We start from the raw sequence: 18,113 nt of genomic DNA on the forward strand, positions 1-18,113 counted from the left end.
GTTTTGAGACATGAGATTTGAGACGTTAAGTCCTAATCTCAAATCTCAAAACTCATGTCTCAAATCTTATTAATATTTACTTGAAATCTCTTTTGCTACTGTATCTAAAACACCAGTAATGTTATCATCAAATTTACCAGCTTTTAATGCCGATAAAGTTTCAGGGTGACGCAGTTCCAATTGAGTTAAGAATTCAGTTTCAAATTCTTTTACTTTGTTAACCGGAACGCTACGCATTAAGTTTTTAGTACCAGCGTAAACAATTGCAACTTGTTTCTCAACAGTGAATGGAGAGAATTGCGCTTGTTTCAACATTTCCACGTTACGTGCACCTTTATCAAGTACCGATTTAGTTGCAGCATCTAAGTCAGAACCGAATTTAGAGAAAGCCTCTAACTCGCGGTATTGAGCCTGATCTAACTTTAAAGTACCAGCAACTTTTTTCATCGATTTGATTTGCGCATTACCACCTACACGTGATACCGAGATACCTACGTTAATAGCCGGACGGATACCTGAGTTGAACAAGTTCGACTCTAAGAAGATCTGACCATCAGTAATCGAAATTACGTTAGTCGGGATATAAGCAGAAACGTCACCTGCCTGAGTTTCGATAATTGGAAGTGCTGTTAATGAACCACCACCTTTAACGATGTGTCTGATCGACTCAGGTAAATCGTTCATGTTTTTAGCGATATCATCGTTAGCGTTGATTTTCGCAGCTCTTTCTAACAAACGACTGTGTAAATAGAAAACGTCACCTGGATAAGCCTCACGGCCCGGTGGACGACGAAGTAATAAAGATACCTCACGGTAAGCCACAGCTTGTTTAGATAAATCATCATAAACAATTAAAGCTGGTCTACCAGTATCGCGGAAAAACTCACCAATTGCAGCACCTGCAAACGGAGCATAAAACTGCATTGGAGCAGGATCTGCAGCCGAAGCAGCAACAACAACTGTATATGGTAAAGCACCGTTCTCTTCCAATGTACGTACAATGTTAGCTACAGTAGAGTTTTTCTGGCCAATAGCTACGTAAATACAGAACACAGGCTGGCCTGCTTCATAAAATTCTTTTTGGTTGATAATGGTATCGATACAAACAGCAGTTTTACCAATCTGACGATCGCCAATAACTAACTCACGTTGACCACGACCGATTGGAATCATTGCATCGATTGCTTTAATACCAGTTTGTAAAGGCTCATTTACCGGCTGACGGTAAATTACACCTGGTGCTTTACGCTCTAAAGGCATCTCGTAAGTTTCACCTAAAATCGGACCTTTACCATCTAAAGGCTCACCTAAAGTGTTAACTACACGGCCAAGCATACCTTCACCAACTTTAATAGAGGCAATTTTTTTGGTACGTTTAATGGTATCACCTTCTTTGATCTCGTCTGAAGCACCCAAAAGTACCACACCAACGTTATCTTCCTCAAGGTTTAATACGATACCCTGAAGTCCGTTTGCAAATTCAACCAACTCTCCTGATTGAACTTTAGTTAAACCGTAAACGCGGGCAATACCGTCGCCTACTTGCAACACGGTACCAACTTCTTCCAGTTCGGTTTCTGATTTGAAGCCCGCCAATTGCTGTCTGATAATTGCCGATACTTCGTCTGGTCTTACCTCTACCATAATTTTACTTTATATCTTTTTATAAATGTTTAGTGCTTAGCGCATGGCGCCTGGCATTTATTCGCCATCCGCTTGTCGCAATTTTTATTTTGTGCTTAGCGTTTGGCGCCTGGCGTTTACTGCCGTTTGCCTAACCCTTAGCGCTAGCGCTATTGCGCAAATTCTTTCTTAAGTTTACTTAAACCGCTGGCAATACTCGCATCAAATTGTTTGTCGCCAACTTTTAATATAAAACCACCAATTAGTTTCTCGTTAATTTTTTCATTAACGATTACTTCATTAGCGCCTAATTCCTTTTTCACAATGGCAACAATCTCTTCTTTAGCTCCAGCGCTTAAAGCTGTAGCAGAAGTAACATCAGCAGTAACGATACCTTTAATCTGATTGTATTGTTGCACAAACTGTTTTGCCGTAGCAAATAAAATAGCCGAACGGCCTTTGTTAACCACAATTTTGAAAAAAGTGATGGTTAAGGCACCTACCTTATCAGCAAAGATACCGTTTAAAATACCGGTCTTTTTATCTAAAGGTACAATCGGGTTATTTAATATCGCTTCCAGTTCAGGGGTCTCGTCAACCACTTTTTCAAATAAAACCATATCGTTATAAGAGGCCTGTAAAGCGTTGTTTTCAACGGCTAGGTCTATTAATGATTTGGCGTATCTGCTTGCAACTTTAATTTCTGACATATTTTTAGGTGTGAGATCGGAGATGGGAGACCTGAGATTTGAGATCTGAGATTTTAGAGCTATTACCCTATCTCATATCTAACATCTCATATCTAGTATCTCAAATCTATTTTCTCAAAACTAGTTTAATTCAACGTCTTTTAACAAGTTAGCCACTAAAGCTTCCTGTTTAGTTTTATCATCTAATTGAGTACGTAAAACACGTTCTGCAATTTCTAATGATAAAGTAGAAACCTGATCTTTAACTTCTGCTAAAGCTGCTTTCTTTTGGTTTTCGATTTCGATTTTAGCTTTCTCGATCAATTTAGCACCTTCTACCTGAGCTTGTTTTTTAGCTTCGTTTAAGATACTATCTTTTAGGGTTTTAGCTTCCTTCAAAATTTCGTCGCGCTCGGCACGGGCCTGTTGCATTAAATCCTGATTCTGGCTGGTTAAACGGGCCATTTCCTGTTTTGCCAATTCAGCTTTGTTTAAAGCCTCATCAATGCTTTGCTCACGTTCGTGAATAGCACCTAAAATCGGTTTCCATGCAAATTTTCTAAGTAAGATCAATAAGCAGATGAATGCTAACGAAGTCCAAAAAACCAATCCTATGCTTGGGGTTACTAATTCCATTTTTTATCTAATTTTTAAAAACAATCTTTTTTAATAAGGTGGGGTAAATAACCAATCGTTAAATACCCTACCTAATTTCTTCAGTGATTATTAACCGTTTAAGCCTAATAATGCAACTACCACACCGAATAAAGCAGCACCCTCAATAAGGGCAGCAGCGATAATCATTGCAGTCTGAATTTTTGATGCAGCTTCTGGTTGACGAGCAATACCTTCCATTGCTTTACCACCTACTTGACCGATACCGATACCTGCACCGATTACTGCTAAACCGGCACCAATTGCCGCGATTGAACCTACCATAACTAATTTAATTTATATTAATTTGTAAAAAATAGTTTTCTATTAATGATGTTCTTCTACTGCCATACCAATAAACAAGGCAGTTAGTAATGTAAAAATAAAGGCCTGTAAAAACGCTACCAGCAATTCTAACACATCCATAAACAATACGAATGCAACTGAAACTGGAGCAATAGCCAATGTTTCGAAAATAAAGATTAACGATATTAAACTTAATACGATAATGTGACCAGCTGTAATGTTTGCGAATAAACGTACCATTAAAGCAAAAGGCTTTGAAATAATACCTATTACTTCCACAACAACCATTAAAGGCCATAACCAAAATGGAACGCTAGGCAAAAAGATGTGTTTCCAATAGTATTTGTTACCATTAATGTTAACAATAATCATGGTACCTAAAGCCATCACAAATGTTAAAGCAATATTACCGGTTACGTTAGCACCACCTGGAAAAATTGGCACTAAACCTAATAAGTTATTGAATAAGATAAAGAAAAACGTAGTTAACAAATAAGGCATAAATTTAGCGTATTTATGACCTATGTTCGGCTTAGCAATATCATCTCTTACAAAGATAATGATTGGCTCAAAGAAAGACTGCAAACCTTTTGGCGCTTTACCTACACGTTTTTTATAAGCTCTTGCTACAGTAGCAAACACAATTACAATTACGAATATAGCTACAAACATTGCTGCTATATTTTTCGTAATAGATAAATCAATTACTGTATCAGATGCATTTTCATCAATCTGACCGTCTGCACCAACAACTTTAATATTTTTATTAAACATATCTTTCGACATGCTCTGCTTTAAGCCCGTTACCAAACGGTATTTATTGTATTTACCTTGATAATCTTCTTCACCATGATGAAAATGAGCTGAAGAGAACACCTCTAAACCATTAGCTGTATATAAAATTACTGGAAGAGGCAATGAAGTATGCCCCCATAGGTGCCACATGTGCGAATCCGCAATGTGCTCCATAATTACTTTGGTTGGCTCGAATTTTTCTTCGCCATGTTCAGCTGATGCTCCGTGTTCTCCAGAAGCTACATGAGCAGATTCGGCAACAGCACTATCAACAGGTACAACAGCGCTATCAACTTGAGCGAAAGTATCAATTTTGATAGATAAAAACGCGATTAAAAGCGTAAAAACAATAGTTAGCCTTTTAACTTTAGACACAAAAACTCGGTTACAATCCATTTATTGGCAGTTTTTTACTTTAAATTTTGGTGGCGCAAGTTACGTAACAAACAGTAAATTTCAAAGGCCGTAAACAATAAATATAAAGAAAAAAAATTAAGCAGAAATACAAGCCCAATTCCCTTTGCTTTTATACTGTAAATCAAGACAAAAGCCATACAAAAAATCATCTTCACTGCTATCGATCCCATAATAGCCATAATACCTACCTCAGGATCGCGTTTTATACCAATATCAACCAGCAAATAAGCGATGTAAGTAATGCCAGTTAAAAAGCCGAACATCACCCAAAAATTATCAATAAAAAGTTGGGTATTAGGAAATAGTAAGGGTAAAACAGCAACAATGCCTATTAATAAGCCTACGAAGATGAAATAGATACTTGTAAATTTGGCCAGAGTCAATGGAATAATTTGTTAGCAAATAAAAACTTCGGCAAAGATAAGGTTTTTAGTATCAACTAACTAGTGTGGGAGATAATTATTGTATAACCGGGTTAATCAAGATGAGGGTTACTATTGCTGGATTTTGATTAACGGTTTGAATTGGTTAATCGGTTAGCCGAGAACTTCTAACCGAAAACTAATCCCTGGTAACCTGCCTGATGGCCTGGTAAAGTGCAATTCCTACCCCTGCCAGGGCAAAAGCTGCCGTTATTAAATTGGTTTTGCTTTGCTTGTGTTCATCAATCTTGTAGCCAATAAAAGTTAAAAGGCCAATAGTAGCAATCATCTGGAAGCCGATGGCCGAATATTTGGCGGCCGCATTTACCTTTTTCTTTGTATCTTCCTCTTTCGGATTTTCCATTTTTTAATGCAATAATTAAATTAACTTTGAATAATTAAAATTGACTACCAATAATAATTTGGATTACAATTTGTTTATATGTTATACTAAAGATACCTATCATACTTGAAAAATTACGCTAGCAGAAACTTAAATTCTCTCCTCTTCATTTTCAGCCTGTTTTTTATATATGGCTGTGTGGCAAACAAGGATACAGCCGTTGACCGAAGATTTCAGAACCTAACGGCAAGATATAACTATATTTATAACTCAAATGTTTTATTAACCGAATATAACGAGAGTTTACTTCAAAGTTATACCGATAACTACGAAAAAATACTACCGGTGTACCTCGATCCCGAACCGCAGGTAAATTTGGTTTTAACACCTGGCGTAGCCAATAAACAATTGGACGAGGTAATTACCAAAAGCCAGACCATTATTAACGAGAAAAGCTTTAGTAACTATATTGATGATGCCTATATGCTTCTGGGTAAGGCCAATTACCTGAAAGGAAATTATTTTATAGCCGCTGAATATTTTGATTACACGGCAAAAACCTACGGCAGCGATTTAAAAACGTTCATCATGGCCATGAACTGGAAAGCCCGTAGCCAGATGGAGCTGAACAACATGGTGCTTGCCGATAAGATAATTGATACGATGCTGCGTGCTGCCGATGAGCTGAAAAAAGATATTGCAGAACCATTAGCAACTGCGGCGCAAATGCGCATTTATCAGAAAAGGAACAAAGAAGCCATCCTTTTTCTCGAATCGGCCATTGAACGTGCGGAAGAAAAACAATTACGCATCCGCTGGCAGTTTATTCTCGCCCAGTTACAGGAGAAAGAAAAAAACATTACCGATGCCTACGCCAATTTTACAAGAGTAGAGAAAAGTAATGCACCCTTTGAGATGTATTTCCATGCTAATTTAAACCGCATTAAGTTAAAAGCATTGTTAAGTGGCGAGAAACTTAACAAAGAACAACAGCTTTTGGCCTTGTTAAAAGATGATAAAAACACCGATTATACCGATCAGATTTATTATCAAGTGGGTGAGCTATTGTCGGCCGAAGGCAACTTTGTAAAAGCAGCAGAATATTATAACAAATCGGTACAAACCAGTACCCGGAACCAAAATCAAAAAGCACTATCTTATTTAAGGATTGCTGATTTAAACTTTAAAGAATTTAACAATTATATAAAGGCGAAGCGTTATTACGATAGCACGGTGGTAATTTTACCTAAAAACTTTCCTGATTATGATGTGATTGTTAAAAAAGCGAATAACCTCCAGTATTTAACGGATAGATATACCATTATCGCTAAAGAAGATACTGCTCAGGCGATTGCCAAACTTCCGGCAAGTGAGCGCGAGGCAAAGGTTAAAGCCTATTTAACGCCTAAAGTTGAGGTTGCCAATACAGGCGGTGTAATCAATAACCAGTTTTTAAATGACCCAGATTTCCCGAATCAATCTTTAAATACGCCCAAAAATGCCGGTGGTAATACCTTTTATTTTAGCAATAACGCAGCAATAAGTGCAGGTTTTGGCGATTTTAAAAAACGCTGGGGCAACAGACAGCTGGAAGATAACTGGAGACAGAGTGTGCGTTCATCGGCGCAGGAAACCAATTCGGTACTTGCAGGAGGAAATGTAGCCACAGGTATAACGCCTGCAAATGGGGCAGTAATCAGGCAACAGCCGATCAAACTTCTTTAGAGAAGCAGTTTATGGACGGTTTACCTACCACGCCCGAATTGCTGGCTACCTCTAATCAAAAGGTTGTCGACGCTTATTTCGAAATAGCCAGTTTTTATCAGCAGGAACTGGGCGACAAAGCTGAAGCAAATAAAATATATGCGGAGCTGCTGAAAAAATTTCCGGAGAATAATCACCTGGTAGCCATTTACTACAGTTTATACCTGAATAATAAAAGTGCCAATGAGGCAAAATCGGAAGAATACAAACAATTGGTGCTGAAAAAATTCCCGGAATCTAATTTTGCAAAAACCATTTCAGATCCATCGTACTCAGCTAAACAAAGTCAGCTTGAAAACATAGCCATAAACAACTACAATGTTGCTTTTGATACCTATGCTAAAAAGGACTATCCAAACCTGATAAAACAGGTTAATGATAATATCAGTGCATTTCCTGATAATGATTTTGCACCACAATATGCTTATTTAAAAGCCATTGCCATTGGCCGTACTGCTAAAGTAGATTCTCTGCTCACCCAGTTTAACCTGATTAACACCCTCTATCCAAACGATAAAATTATTACCCCTTTGGTGCGCGATCACCTGAAATATATTGAAGCTAACCTCGAAGAGTTTAAGCAAAGACCTGTTGCCCTGATCGATTTCGATCCAAATGCACCTCGTTTTGTAAGTCAGGCTACCCCAACACCGGTTGAAAACAAACCTTTAGTAACCGGAAATGCGCCGGTAAAAGTAGCAGATGCCACAGTAGCCAAACCGGTTGAGGTTAAACCTGCTGATGTAAACAAACCAGCTAGTATTTTCAGTGCAGCAAAATCAGAAGAATATTATTATGTAATCGATGTTGCCGATGCTACCCTAACGCTAAGTTCATCACGTTTTGGCTTAGGCCAATTTAACCGCGGCAACTATCCCGACAACGATTTGGTACATAAATTGGTAGAGCTTGATAACGATCAATTGATTTACGTAACCAGTTTTGTCGATCTCGAAGATGCCAAACTGTACGAATCAAGCATTATTGGTCAATTAAAGAATATTATGAAAGTACCGGCTAACCTGTATAAAGGCTTTATCATTAGTAAAGAAAACTTTGAGAAATTAATCAACAGGCAGCGCATTAACGAATATCTGGAGTTTTTAAAAGACAATTATAAATAGAAGACTAAACGAAAGACCAAAGCGGAAAGACTATAGCCAAAAACTATAATGCCCTTAGGTGTTGAGGTGGTAAAAAAAAGTGGGAAGACTAAAGCTAAAAGCTATGATGCTCTAAGGCGTCTGAGGTAGTAGAATCGCCAAAGTTCAAAGCTTAAATTTGATTCTATAAAAAATTAATAAATTTGCATCCAAACCTCCTTTTGTGGTGGTTTTGGAAAACAACAATAAAATGAATAAATCCATTTCTGCACAAGAAACAAAAAGATACAGTTTAATCATCTGGAAATTATTGGTTGGTGGAATAGCCCTCTTTGCTATTTTCATCTCCATGATTGGTTTTGGCCTTTTTGGTGCATTGCCTTCTTTCAGGGATATTGAACATCCGAAAAGCAATCAGGCTTCGGAAATTATTGCTGAAGATGGTCGCCCCATCGGAACCTATTTTGTTCAGAACAGATCGAATGTTACGTATAAAGAAATTTCAGAAAATGTAATTAACGGATTAATTGCGACCGAAGATACCCGCTTTAAAGAGCACTCAGGTATTGACTTTAAACGTACTTTCAGTATTATTGGGTACAATTTAATTGGCAAAAAACAAGGTGCCAGTACCATTACCCAGCAATTGGCTAAAAATCTTTTCCCCCGCGAATCGAACCTTAATTTCTTCTCACTGGTACTCACCAAATTTAAAGAATGGATTGTTGCGGTAAAATTAGAGCGGAACTACACCAAAGAAGAAATTATTACCATGTATTTAAACACGGTTGATTTTGGTAACCAGGCTTACGGTATCAAATCGGCTGCACGGGTTTATTTTAACACTACACCCGATAAATTGACCTTAACCGAAGCCGCTACTTTAGTGGGGATGCAAAAAGGGATTACCATGTACTCGCCTACGCGCCACCCGGAACGCTCGCGCGATCGCAGAAATACGGTAATGGCCATGATGGTAAAATCGGATCTGTTAACCCAAGAGGAATTTGAAGCACAAAAAGACAAACCTTTAAACCTTCATTTCAATGCTGCAACCGTAAACGATGGTATTGCGCCTTATTTCCGCACGGTACTTAAAAACGATATTAAAACTATTTTTCAGGAGCAATCGATTACCAAACCAGATGGTACACCTTATGACTTAGACCGCGACGGACTGAAAATTTATACCACATTGAATTATGATATGCAGGTATATGCAGAAGAAGCGCAAAAAGAATACATGAAGATTTTGCAGGCACAGTTTATTGCAAGCTGGAAAGGCCGCAATCCGTTTAAAGATAAAACTTTGCAGATTGAACAGGGAATTAAAAGATCAGACCGTTACAAATCTTTAAAACTGGAAGGAAAATCGGACGAAGAGATTACCGAAGATTTTAATACCAAAACGGAGATGACCATTTTTACCTGGAAAGGTAATATCGATACCGTAATGAAGCCAATAGACTCGGTACGTTATTACAAAATGTTGTTACGTAACGCCATGATGACCATGGACCCAACAAACGGGCACGTAAAAGCCTGGGTTGGCGGTATAAACTACGAACATTTTAAATACGACCAGGTGAAAATGGGTACTCGTCAGGTAGGCTCAACTGCTAAGCCATTTACTTATGCGGTAGCCATCGAAAACGGCTATTCTCCTTGTTATACTGTGCCAAACGTTCCGGTTACCATAGAAGGTTATGGCGATCCGTGGACACCTAGAAACTCGGGAAAACCTTTAGAAGGCAGCATTACCTTACAAAAGGCCCTCGCCTATTCGCAAAACTACGTTACTGCTTATTTAATGAAACAGGTAGGTCCGGTTGCCGTATCTACGCTGGCTACTAAAATGGGCATTCCAAATGTTCCCGCGTTCCCATCTATTTGTTTAGGTACTTTTGATTCGTCGATTTACAATATGGTTGGCGCTTACGGTGCCTTCGCCAATAAAGGTACTTACACCAAGCCTATTTACCTGTTAAGGATCGAAGATAAAAATGGGGTGGTGCTGTTTTCTCAAAAAGAAATACCAAAACCGATTATGAGCGAAGAAGTAGCTTATGTAATGACCAGGATGCTTAAAGGTGTAGTAGCTAACGGAACAGGATCGAGATTAAGTTATAAATATGGGGTAAATGCACCTATCGGCGCAAAAACCGGTACTACCCAAAATAACTCAGATGGTTGGTTTATGGCCATTACCCCACAACTGGTAACTGGTATATGGACCGGCTGCGAAGACAGGGCTTTCCACTTCATCAGCACCAGTCAGGGCGAGGGCGCCAATACTGCTTTGCCTATTTTTGCCGGCTTCATTAAAAGGGTATATGCTAATCCGGCATTAAAAATTGGACGGGCAGATTTTGAAGCACCAAAAAGCGGCGTATCGATCACTTACGATTGTAACCAATACCAACAACAGGAAGAAGGCACAACAGAGCTTGACAAGAAGTTAGGGTTTTAATACACTAGGGTTTGTGTGAAGGATAGCAGTAAAAATCCTTTTGTACATGGAGCGTAGCGGAGGGCAACAAAAGATTGTACCTGACCATTTGCGTAGCTTAGGGGCACGCCCAAATTCTTTTAAACAACATAAATCATACCCGTTTACGTAAGGATTTTCCTTTTGAATCTTATTTTTGTAATTAATGAGCAGTTTCGACCATAAAACAGCATTAACCGCTATACCACATAAGCCGGGTGTGTACCAATATTGGGATGCAGATGGCAAGTTAATGTACATTGGCAAGGCAAAAGATCTGCGTAACCGGGTAGGTTCTTATTTTAATAGCGACAGGAACCAATTTAATGGAAAAACCAGAGTGTTGGTTTCGAAGATCCGCAAAATTACCTTTACCATTGTTGATACCGAGATTGATGCCTGGTTACTTGAAAACAGCTTAATTAAAAAGCATCAGCCCAAATTCAATATTAATTTAAAGGATGATAAAACTTATCCATGGATTATTATTAAAAATGAAAACTACCCCGCATTTACTGGACAAGGAAAGTAATTAAAGATGGATCGACCTATTTTGGCCCCTACGGTTCAATAGGCATGATGCACACCATACTGGACCTTATTAAGGAAACCTATGCTTTACGTACCTGCAGTTTGCCTTTAAATGATAAAAATATTGCCGAAGGGAAATTTAAAGTTTGCCTCGAATATCAGATTGGCAATTGCAAAGGCCCTTGTCAGGCCTATCAAACGGAAAGCGATTACGATAAAAACATTGCTGAAATAAAGGAGATTCTAAACGGGAAGATTGGCAATGTAATCCGCGATGTAAAATCGACAATAAAATCGGCCGCAGAGGATTTAAACTTTGAGCTGGCGCATCAATATGCTCGCAGATTAGAGGTTTTAGAGAAATACCAGAGCAAATCAACTGTAGTAAACAGCGCCATTACCAATGTGGATGTGGTGAGTATTGCATCGGATGAACGCTACGCTTTTGTGAACTACCTGAAGGTGATGAATGGAACCATTATCCAAACGCAAACGATTGAGGTTAAAAAGCAACTGGATGAGAGCGACGATGAAATTATGACGCTCGCTATGCTTGATTTCAGGAGCAAATTTAACAGCACCTCGAAAGAAATTATTGTTCCATTTGAACCTTCACTTGAAGATGAAAGCCTGCGTTTTACTGTACCTAAACTGGGCGAGAAGAAAAAGCTTTTAGAACTTTCGCAAAAGAACGTCCTCTTCTTTAAAAAAGAAAAACTAAACCAATACGAAAAGCTAAACCCCGATTTACGTACCGACCGAATTTTAACAACCATGCAAAAGGACTTGCGTTTAACGCAGTTGCCCAAACATATCGAGTGTTTTGATAACTCCAACTTTCAAGGGAAATATCCGGTTTCGGCCATTGTAGTATTTAAAGATGCCAAACCATCCAAAAAAGACTACCGGCACTTTAATGTAAAAACGGTGGAAGGGCCAAACGATTTCGCTACTATGGAAGAAGCTGTTTTCCGTCGCTACAGGCGCATGTTGGATGAAAACCAAACTTTGCCCCAACTCATCATTATTGATGGCGGTAAAGGCCAGCTATCATCGGCTGTGAAGAGTTTAAAACTGTTGGGCATCGAAAACCGGGTAACTGTAATTGGTATTGCCAAACGCCTGGAAGAATTATTCTATCCCGGCGATTCATATCCGCTATATCTGGATAAAAAATCGGAAACCTTAAAAGTGATTCAGCAGCTGCGTGATGAAGCCCACCATTTTGGTATTACTTTCCACCGCAAAAAACGCGATCAGGGAACGTTAAAAACCGAACTCGAGCAGATTGAAGGCATTGGCAAAACCACCGCTGATAAATTGCTTACACATTTTAAATCGGTTAAAAAGATTAAAGAGGCTACCGAAAAGCAACTGGCCGAAGTGCTGAACAAAAAACAAGTGCAAACCTTATTGGCACACTTTAAAGAAGCGTAAATTCATCTTGTAAAAGATGAAAGACAATAACGTAAAAATATTAACACTAAATTAATCTGAATTGCGCATAGCTTAAATATTTTCTCAATAAATTAGGGGTGTTAATACAAGTAAACATCTATCCCTATTTTACATGAATAACAGCATCCTGGCAACAATTACCAAACTCTTATTGGGCGTATTGTACTTTACCGAATCAGAAAGCCCTTTTAAAGCGGCCAACTGGGGCAAAATTACTCCTGCAGAACTATTGCAAAAAATTGCAGCAGAATACCATTCAGTCCCACAAAACTTAAAACAGGTGGAACACGCTGCATTTTTTAACCATCTTACTTCAAAGGTAGATGCAGCTGATGCACCTACGGTAGAAAATGCTCGTAAAATAGAAACATTTTATTCGACTTTAAAGCAAAACCTTTCCAACCTACAGGTAATCAGAGTAGAGGGAGCAAGCAGAATACCTGTACTCATAACCGGCTATTTAGCTGATGGCACTTGTATCTTAATCGAAACATTTGCGGTCGAAACCTGAGAAATTAATCCCATCCATTAAATAATCCCAAACTAAACATGAAAGCATTAAAAAAATTAAGCTTACTGGCAGTGCTATGCCTTGGTCTGGCTGCCTGTAAAAAAGAAAACCAGCCACAACCAGAAACAAACCTTTTTGAACAGAAACTAAACAGCAAAGCAGCTACGGCGGGTACCCAGACCATAGTGGCTGGTTTCCCCGAAAATTTTGAGACGGGAACAAAAGGCAGCTATGCTGTAGCATCGGTTACTTTAAGCAGCGGCAGCTGGAGTCTTGATGATGCCTTAATCGGTAACCTTGCTGCTGACGCAAAAAACGGTAGTCAATCGGTACGCATCCGTAACACAGGTATCCTGAGCATGAATTTTGATGTAAACGGAGCTGATGTGGTAACCATTGCCCATGCCAAATACGGTACCGATGCCAATAGTACCTGGCAGCTCTGGTACTCTACCAACAGTGGTTCGAGCTGGCAACAATCGGGTAGCACCATAACCAGTAGCGCCACAACATTATCAACCGCAACCTTTAACACTGCTATTTCCGGAAATGTACGTTTCCAGATCCGTAAAATAAGTGGTGGTACTGCACGCATCAATATTGATGATTTCAGCATCTCTACCGGAGATGGAACAACCACGCCTCCAACTACGCCCGGCGATAATAGCCACCTTCTAATGGGTAACCCAAGCAATGCTGTTGCCAGTACTTCTTATCCTGAAAATTACCTGATGGAGCGTACTTATTACAGCAGCTCTTATAGCAAAAGCAGAGGTACTCCAAACTGGGTAAGCTGGCATATCGGTTCATCTGATTTAGGTTCAACGCCTCGTCAGGATGATTTCAGAGCAGACAATACTTTACCCACAGGTTGGTACCAGGTATCAAACAGCAGCTATTCGGGGTCAGGTTTTGACCGCGGACACAACTGTCCTTCGGCTGATAGAACTGCATCAGTTGCAGCAAACTCGTCTACCTTTTTGATGAGTAATATGATGCCACAGGCACCTAATAATAATCAGGGGCCATGGGCTGATCTTGAAAATTACACCCGTTCACTGGTAACGGCTGGTAACGAAGTTTATGTTATTTGTGGCTCTTATGGTTCGGGCGGTACCGGAAGTAACGGCGGCATTACCTATACCATTGATAATGGTCGGATAAACGTTCCGTCTAACACCTGGAAAGTAATTGTAGTACTTCCTAATGGCAATAACGATTTAAGTCGCGTTACTTCAGCAACAAGGGTTATTACGGTAAATATGCCAAATACAAACGGTTTAAATACCAACTGGAAAACTTATCGCACTACCGTTAATGCAGTAGAATCTGCAACAGGTTATGATATTTTATCAAATGTACCTACAGCTGTGCAAAATGTAATAGAAGCAGTTACTGACAATCAGTAGATAAGGCTTAATTATTTCAATAAAAGCGGTAATCCATCAGTTTGGGTTACCGCTTTTGTTCTTTATATAATTTGTGTATCCTAGTCGTCTCGGCCTCATTACTGTTCCCTATCGTTAATAAAAGCGTCGTTATCTCGACTGGAAGGCAGTGGAATGGGGAGATCTATCTCGTGACAGATTTCTCGACTACGTTGCACTTCGCTCTAATTGACGCTGAGGAGAAAGGCACACATCACAAACATAAAAGCTCCGATTTTCATCGGAGCTTTTATAAGATTAGTATTCCCAAAGACCTTGTTCGTAATCCAGAACCGATTTTTTAATCCGTTCAGATTCGTAAAGTCTTTCTCTTGGGTCTGTTATAATATCTCTGATTTTATTATCACCAGGATTTGATTCCTTAACAATATAGCTGCTAAATAAACGACGGATAAAGAAATCGTCGAAACTTAAGTTAGAAGCATCATTATTGGTGTTAATTAAACGTTTCTTGGTTAAAAGCTCTCTTGCTTCTGTGTAATACACCCAGAATACAGGTTGCCATTGTTTAGAAACCTCATTGAATTTTAAAGGTGCTATACCTACAATACGTGGTTCGAAAATAGAACGTTTGGTATCAAAAATCCAATCTTCCTTAATTCTGAATTTTAAGAATAGTTCGGGATTAAAATCGTTCACTACCGTTGTAACTGTACCTGTTTTATTGTTTGATACCTCTGCTGTTCCTAAAGCCGATTTTGCAGCCGAATCAGGAGTCATAGGGTTGTTAAATGCATCATCCTCATTCAGGGCGCTATCAATCGGCGAATAAGCTGTTAATTCTCCCGTTTTAATAGCAGAAACCAAAACATCAATTAACCTCGATTTTGGTGATCTTAATGCAGAGTTAACAGTATCACGCAAATCAATTTCTCTCCAGATACGCTTTGCATAAAACACATCTTCTTCTCTCACATCTGCTAAAGGTACCATTTCGGTACTATCAATGTCCTTACGGGCATAGAAGCCGTCCTTAGGTGGAACCTTAAGTTTCTTTTTAACTGTTTTAACAGGAGCTTTCACCGTATCTACTACAGGAGCAGCCGCCACGGGCGCAGGCTTTTTAGGTGCTAATTTAGCTGGCTTTTTTTGTGCAAAAGCAAACGTGGTTAACAACACTAAAATAGCAATACTTAAAATCCTTTTCATCTTCTTCTTATTTAACACTAAATGCTAATGAAGGTAAAATTTTCTGACGGCCATCAGGACCGATAGAAACAATATCTTCAAAAAATACTCTTGTACCTGGAGTAACCGAGTTAATAGCACCTTTTACGGCACCTGCAAAACTGCCACCACTTCCGGCAATAGTAACCGCATCTGAACGTGGTTTAATAATGGTTACTTTATAACGCTGTATTTTAAACTTAACATCAAAAGGGAAATCATCTAAATCCGCCTCAATCTCGGTCTCGCTTTTCAATTGTACTGAAGCAACATCTCCACCTGCACGGCCGCCAACTTTAGCTACAGGAGTTGGAATACCTTTAACCCTGAATTTCTGAGCACCTAAACTAACTGTTTTACCAGCATTATTTGCAGATACGTTGATTGATACTTCTGAACCAACCAGGCTACCCGGAACGTTAACATTAAAGTTTCCGTTACCACCCGACATTGAACCACCCGAAATAGAAGCTTTAATACTTTCTAGCGGGAAACCTGCCGCCGATACCGTAAATGGATTCGGAATACCTGCATAAATTACATTCAATTTGGTAGAAGTAACAGATGCTGATGGTTTTGCCACCTGATAGGTTTGTGGTTGCGTTTTGTATTCTTTTACTTGTCCATCAGTTTGACGAACACGGATAGTACCTACCCAGGTAAACTGACCTACACTGCTTGTTCCGCCGGTGTAAGTACCTTTACCCTCTTTAACTGATAATTTACTTCCGTTAACCGTAATATCAGGAGTTGATCTCGAATCGCTTGCTGTTAAAAATACTTCGGCAGTATAGGGCTGGCCTTGAATTACGTAAGAGGTAGGAGCTACTGCAACTGCCGCAAACTGATCCAAGTTTACTTGTGCTTTATCCATATTTCCGAACAATTTTTTCACAACCTCTGCTTCAGCGTTTTTAGTATCTGTTTGCAGTTTGGTTAAAATCGTCATTGCAGCAGTTAATGGGGTACCTTCACCAAAGTAGGTTTCCTGCCAGTTTCCTTTTCTTTTTCTTACAGGATCTTTAGCTTCAAGAGAGAAAGCAACACCAGCTCTGTCTGCAGGATCTAATAAAGAGATTAATTTCTCGCGTGTAGCGTTAATCTTATCCTTCAATTTATCAGCCTCTTTTTTATTGATCATGATATTTTGTGCAATATCCTGATTCGATCTGTTTACCAGGTCGCCGGTTTCCGGATCAATTCCATCGCCTGCTTGTGTAAACTGTTTTTTAATACCTTCTATGTAGTTATTTAATTCATCGGCCGCTGCCTTAGCTTGTTGTGCCTTTTCATAAATAGGCTGTGCACGGGCTGGCTCTTCTTTCAATTTCGAATTTTCGAAAGCAGAAAATAACTGGTTAATGCTGGTATTTACGTTATTTTTAGAGGTATCCAAACTATCATTGATATTTTTGAATGCATCTAAAATGGTATCTGATACGTTTAAGGCAAGCATAGCTAACAATACCAAATACATGATATTGATCATCCGCTGCCTTGTTGTTTCTTTTCCGCCTGCCATGTTTGATGTAGCTTTTCTTTAAAAATTAAAAACTAAACAAATTATACACGTGGGCTGTTCATAGCCGATAACATATTGCCATAAATTGCATTAAGCGATGATAAGTTTTTAGCTAACTTGTTCACCTCTTCTTTAAACTGTTTCGAATCTTCCATCGATTCGTTAAAGTTCTGCATGGTTAATGATAAGTTCGAATAGAATTTATTCATCGATTTTAAATGCGCGCTCGAATCTTGTAATTCAAGTTCGTACACTGCGTTTAATGCCGACAAGTTTTTAGCTAAATTATTTACCTGATCGTGATAAGCTTGCGAATCAACATTACTTTCTCCCATGGCTTTTAAGTTAGCGGTAGCTTTTTCGAAAGATGCACTTAAGTTATCGAATCCCGCTGATGCAGTTTTAATTTTACCGGTAAATTCGTTGGTAGCAGTAGAAGCGTCAGCAACATTTGAAATGGTGGCAACTTTATCGCCAAATGTACGCAAGCCTGTTCCTAAGCTTTCAATCAATTCAGGGCCAATTTTAGCATCAGATAACATTTTATCTAAAGCAGCAGTGTTTGATGATCCTACTGCAGCTACTGGTCTGGCTGAAGCTTTTGGCAATTCACCAGCGAAATCAGATCTTAATTCCGGATAAACTCTTTCCCATGCTGGTTCTGGTTCTGGCGGAAAGAAACCGGTTAAAAAGAATAGAATTGATTCAACCCCAAGACCAATACCGATCATATAGTTTCCAAATATTCCACCAATGTGTAATATTTTAAATAACGCTCCAATAATTACAATACTTGCTCCCATGAAATCGCTACGTGTAACCAGCCTGGTTGTTTTTTTGCTGCCATAAAATTTTGATGTTTTTCTTTAGTT

Annotated in this window: 15 protein-coding genes and 1 pseudogene; 6 read left to right on the plus strand and 10 right to left on the minus strand. The window is 39.0% G+C overall.

What is annotated here, in order from left to right; genetic code table 11:
• Positions 1 to 69: 69 nt before the first annotated feature.
• The 7 genes from atpA to G7074_RS06825 form a co-directional block, all read right to left on the minus strand.
• Complete coding sequence (gene atpA, locus G7074_RS06795; RefSeq protein ID WP_124560569.1) at positions 70 to 1,644, minus strand: F0F1 ATP synthase subunit alpha; 1,575 nt, start codon at positions 1,642 to 1,644, stop codon at positions 70 to 72.
• A 149-nt stretch (positions 1,645 to 1,793) separates the two neighbouring features.
• On the minus strand, positions 1,794 to 2,333 hold the full coding sequence (atpH, locus tag G7074_RS06800; RefSeq protein ID WP_124560570.1) for an ATP synthase F1 subunit delta: 540 nt from the start codon (positions 2,331 to 2,333) through the stop codon (positions 1,794 to 1,796).
• A 120-nt stretch (positions 2,334 to 2,453) separates the two neighbouring features.
• Entirely contained in the window at positions 2,454 to 2,948 is a 495-nt protein-coding gene (locus G7074_RS06805; protein WP_090983248.1) for a F0F1 ATP synthase subunit B, read from the minus strand.
• 90 nt (positions 2,949 to 3,038) lie between these two features.
• Positions 3,039 to 3,251 (minus strand): ATP synthase F0 subunit C, encoded by a 213-nt coding sequence (atpE, locus tag G7074_RS06810; RefSeq protein WP_025144011.1) that lies wholly within the window; start codon positions 3,249 to 3,251, stop codon positions 3,039 to 3,041.
• A gap of 42 nt (positions 3,252 to 3,293) precedes the next feature.
• Positions 3,294 to 4,463, minus strand: coding sequence for a F0F1 ATP synthase subunit A (gene atpB / locus G7074_RS06815; RefSeq protein ID WP_124560571.1), 1,170 nt, complete (start codon positions 4,461 to 4,463; stop codon positions 3,294 to 3,296).
• 14 nt (positions 4,464 to 4,477) lie between these two features.
• Positions 4,478 to 4,747 (minus strand): hypothetical protein, encoded by a 270-nt coding sequence (locus G7074_RS06820; protein WP_233603902.1) that lies wholly within the window; start codon positions 4,745 to 4,747, stop codon positions 4,478 to 4,480.
• Positions 4,748 to 5,045: 298 nt separating this feature from the next.
• Positions 5,046 to 5,270: an AtpZ/AtpI family protein gene (locus G7074_RS06825; protein ID WP_124560572.1), complete on the minus strand. Its 225-nt coding sequence runs from the start codon at positions 5,268 to 5,270 to the stop codon at positions 5,046 to 5,048.
• 177 nt (positions 5,271 to 5,447) lie between these two features.
• On the opposite strand from G7074_RS06825, the gene G7074_RS27035 reads away from it, so the two are divergent.
• From G7074_RS27035 to G7074_RS06850, 6 genes and pseudogenes are all read left to right on the plus strand, one after another.
• Positions 5,448 to 6,974: a hypothetical protein gene (locus G7074_RS27035; protein ID WP_240916485.1), complete on the plus strand. Its 1,527-nt coding sequence runs from the start codon at positions 5,448 to 5,450 to the stop codon at positions 6,972 to 6,974.
• Between the two features lie 11 nt (positions 6,975 to 6,985).
• Entirely contained in the window at positions 6,986 to 8,137 is a 1,152-nt protein-coding gene (locus tag G7074_RS27040; RefSeq protein WP_240916486.1) for a hypothetical protein, read from the plus strand.
• Positions 8,138 to 8,366: 229 nt separating this feature from the next.
• Complete coding sequence (locus G7074_RS06835) at positions 8,367 to 10,586, plus strand: transglycosylase domain-containing protein (RefSeq protein ID WP_166207560.1); 2,220 nt, start codon at positions 8,367 to 8,369, stop codon at positions 10,584 to 10,586.
• A gap of 184 nt (positions 10,587 to 10,770) precedes the next feature.
• Positions 10,771 to 12,572 (plus strand): annotated as a pseudogene (gene uvrC / locus G7074_RS06840) (excinuclease ABC subunit UvrC).
• A 133-nt stretch (positions 12,573 to 12,705) separates the two neighbouring features.
• Complete coding sequence (locus G7074_RS06845; protein WP_166207563.1) at positions 12,706 to 13,104, plus strand: nuclease A inhibitor family protein; 399 nt, start codon at positions 12,706 to 12,708, stop codon at positions 13,102 to 13,104.
• 38 nt (positions 13,105 to 13,142) lie between these two features.
• Positions 13,143 to 14,513: a DNA/RNA non-specific endonuclease gene (locus G7074_RS06850; RefSeq protein ID WP_166207566.1), complete on the plus strand. Its 1,371-nt coding sequence runs from the start codon at positions 13,143 to 13,145 to the stop codon at positions 14,511 to 14,513.
• Between the two features lie 276 nt (positions 14,514 to 14,789).
• On the opposite strand, the gene gldN is transcribed toward G7074_RS06850, so the two are convergent.
• Genes gldN through gldL form a run of 3 tightly spaced genes read right to left on the minus strand, consistent with a single transcriptional unit; the run spans position 14,790 to position 18,044 of the window.
• Positions 14,790 to 15,701 carry a gliding motility protein GldN gene (gldN, locus tag G7074_RS06855; RefSeq protein ID WP_166207569.1) on the minus strand — a complete coding sequence of 304 codons (912 nt, stop codon included), beginning with the start codon at positions 15,699 to 15,701 and terminating at the stop codon, positions 14,790 to 14,792.
• A 7-nt stretch (positions 15,702 to 15,708) separates the two neighbouring features.
• Complete coding sequence (gldM, locus tag G7074_RS06860; protein WP_124560579.1) at positions 15,709 to 17,241, minus strand: gliding motility protein GldM; 1,533 nt, start codon at positions 17,239 to 17,241, stop codon at positions 15,709 to 15,711.
• 41 nt (positions 17,242 to 17,282) lie between these two features.
• Complete coding sequence (gene gldL / locus G7074_RS06865) at positions 17,283 to 18,044, minus strand: gliding motility protein GldL (protein ID WP_166207572.1); 762 nt, start codon at positions 18,042 to 18,044, stop codon at positions 17,283 to 17,285.
• Positions 18,045 to 18,113: the final 69 nt, after the last annotated feature.

The sequence above is a fragment of the Pedobacter sp. HDW13 genome (genome assembly GCF_011303555.1).
Classification (GTDB): domain Bacteria; phylum Bacteroidota; class Bacteroidia; order Sphingobacteriales; family Sphingobacteriaceae; genus Pedobacter.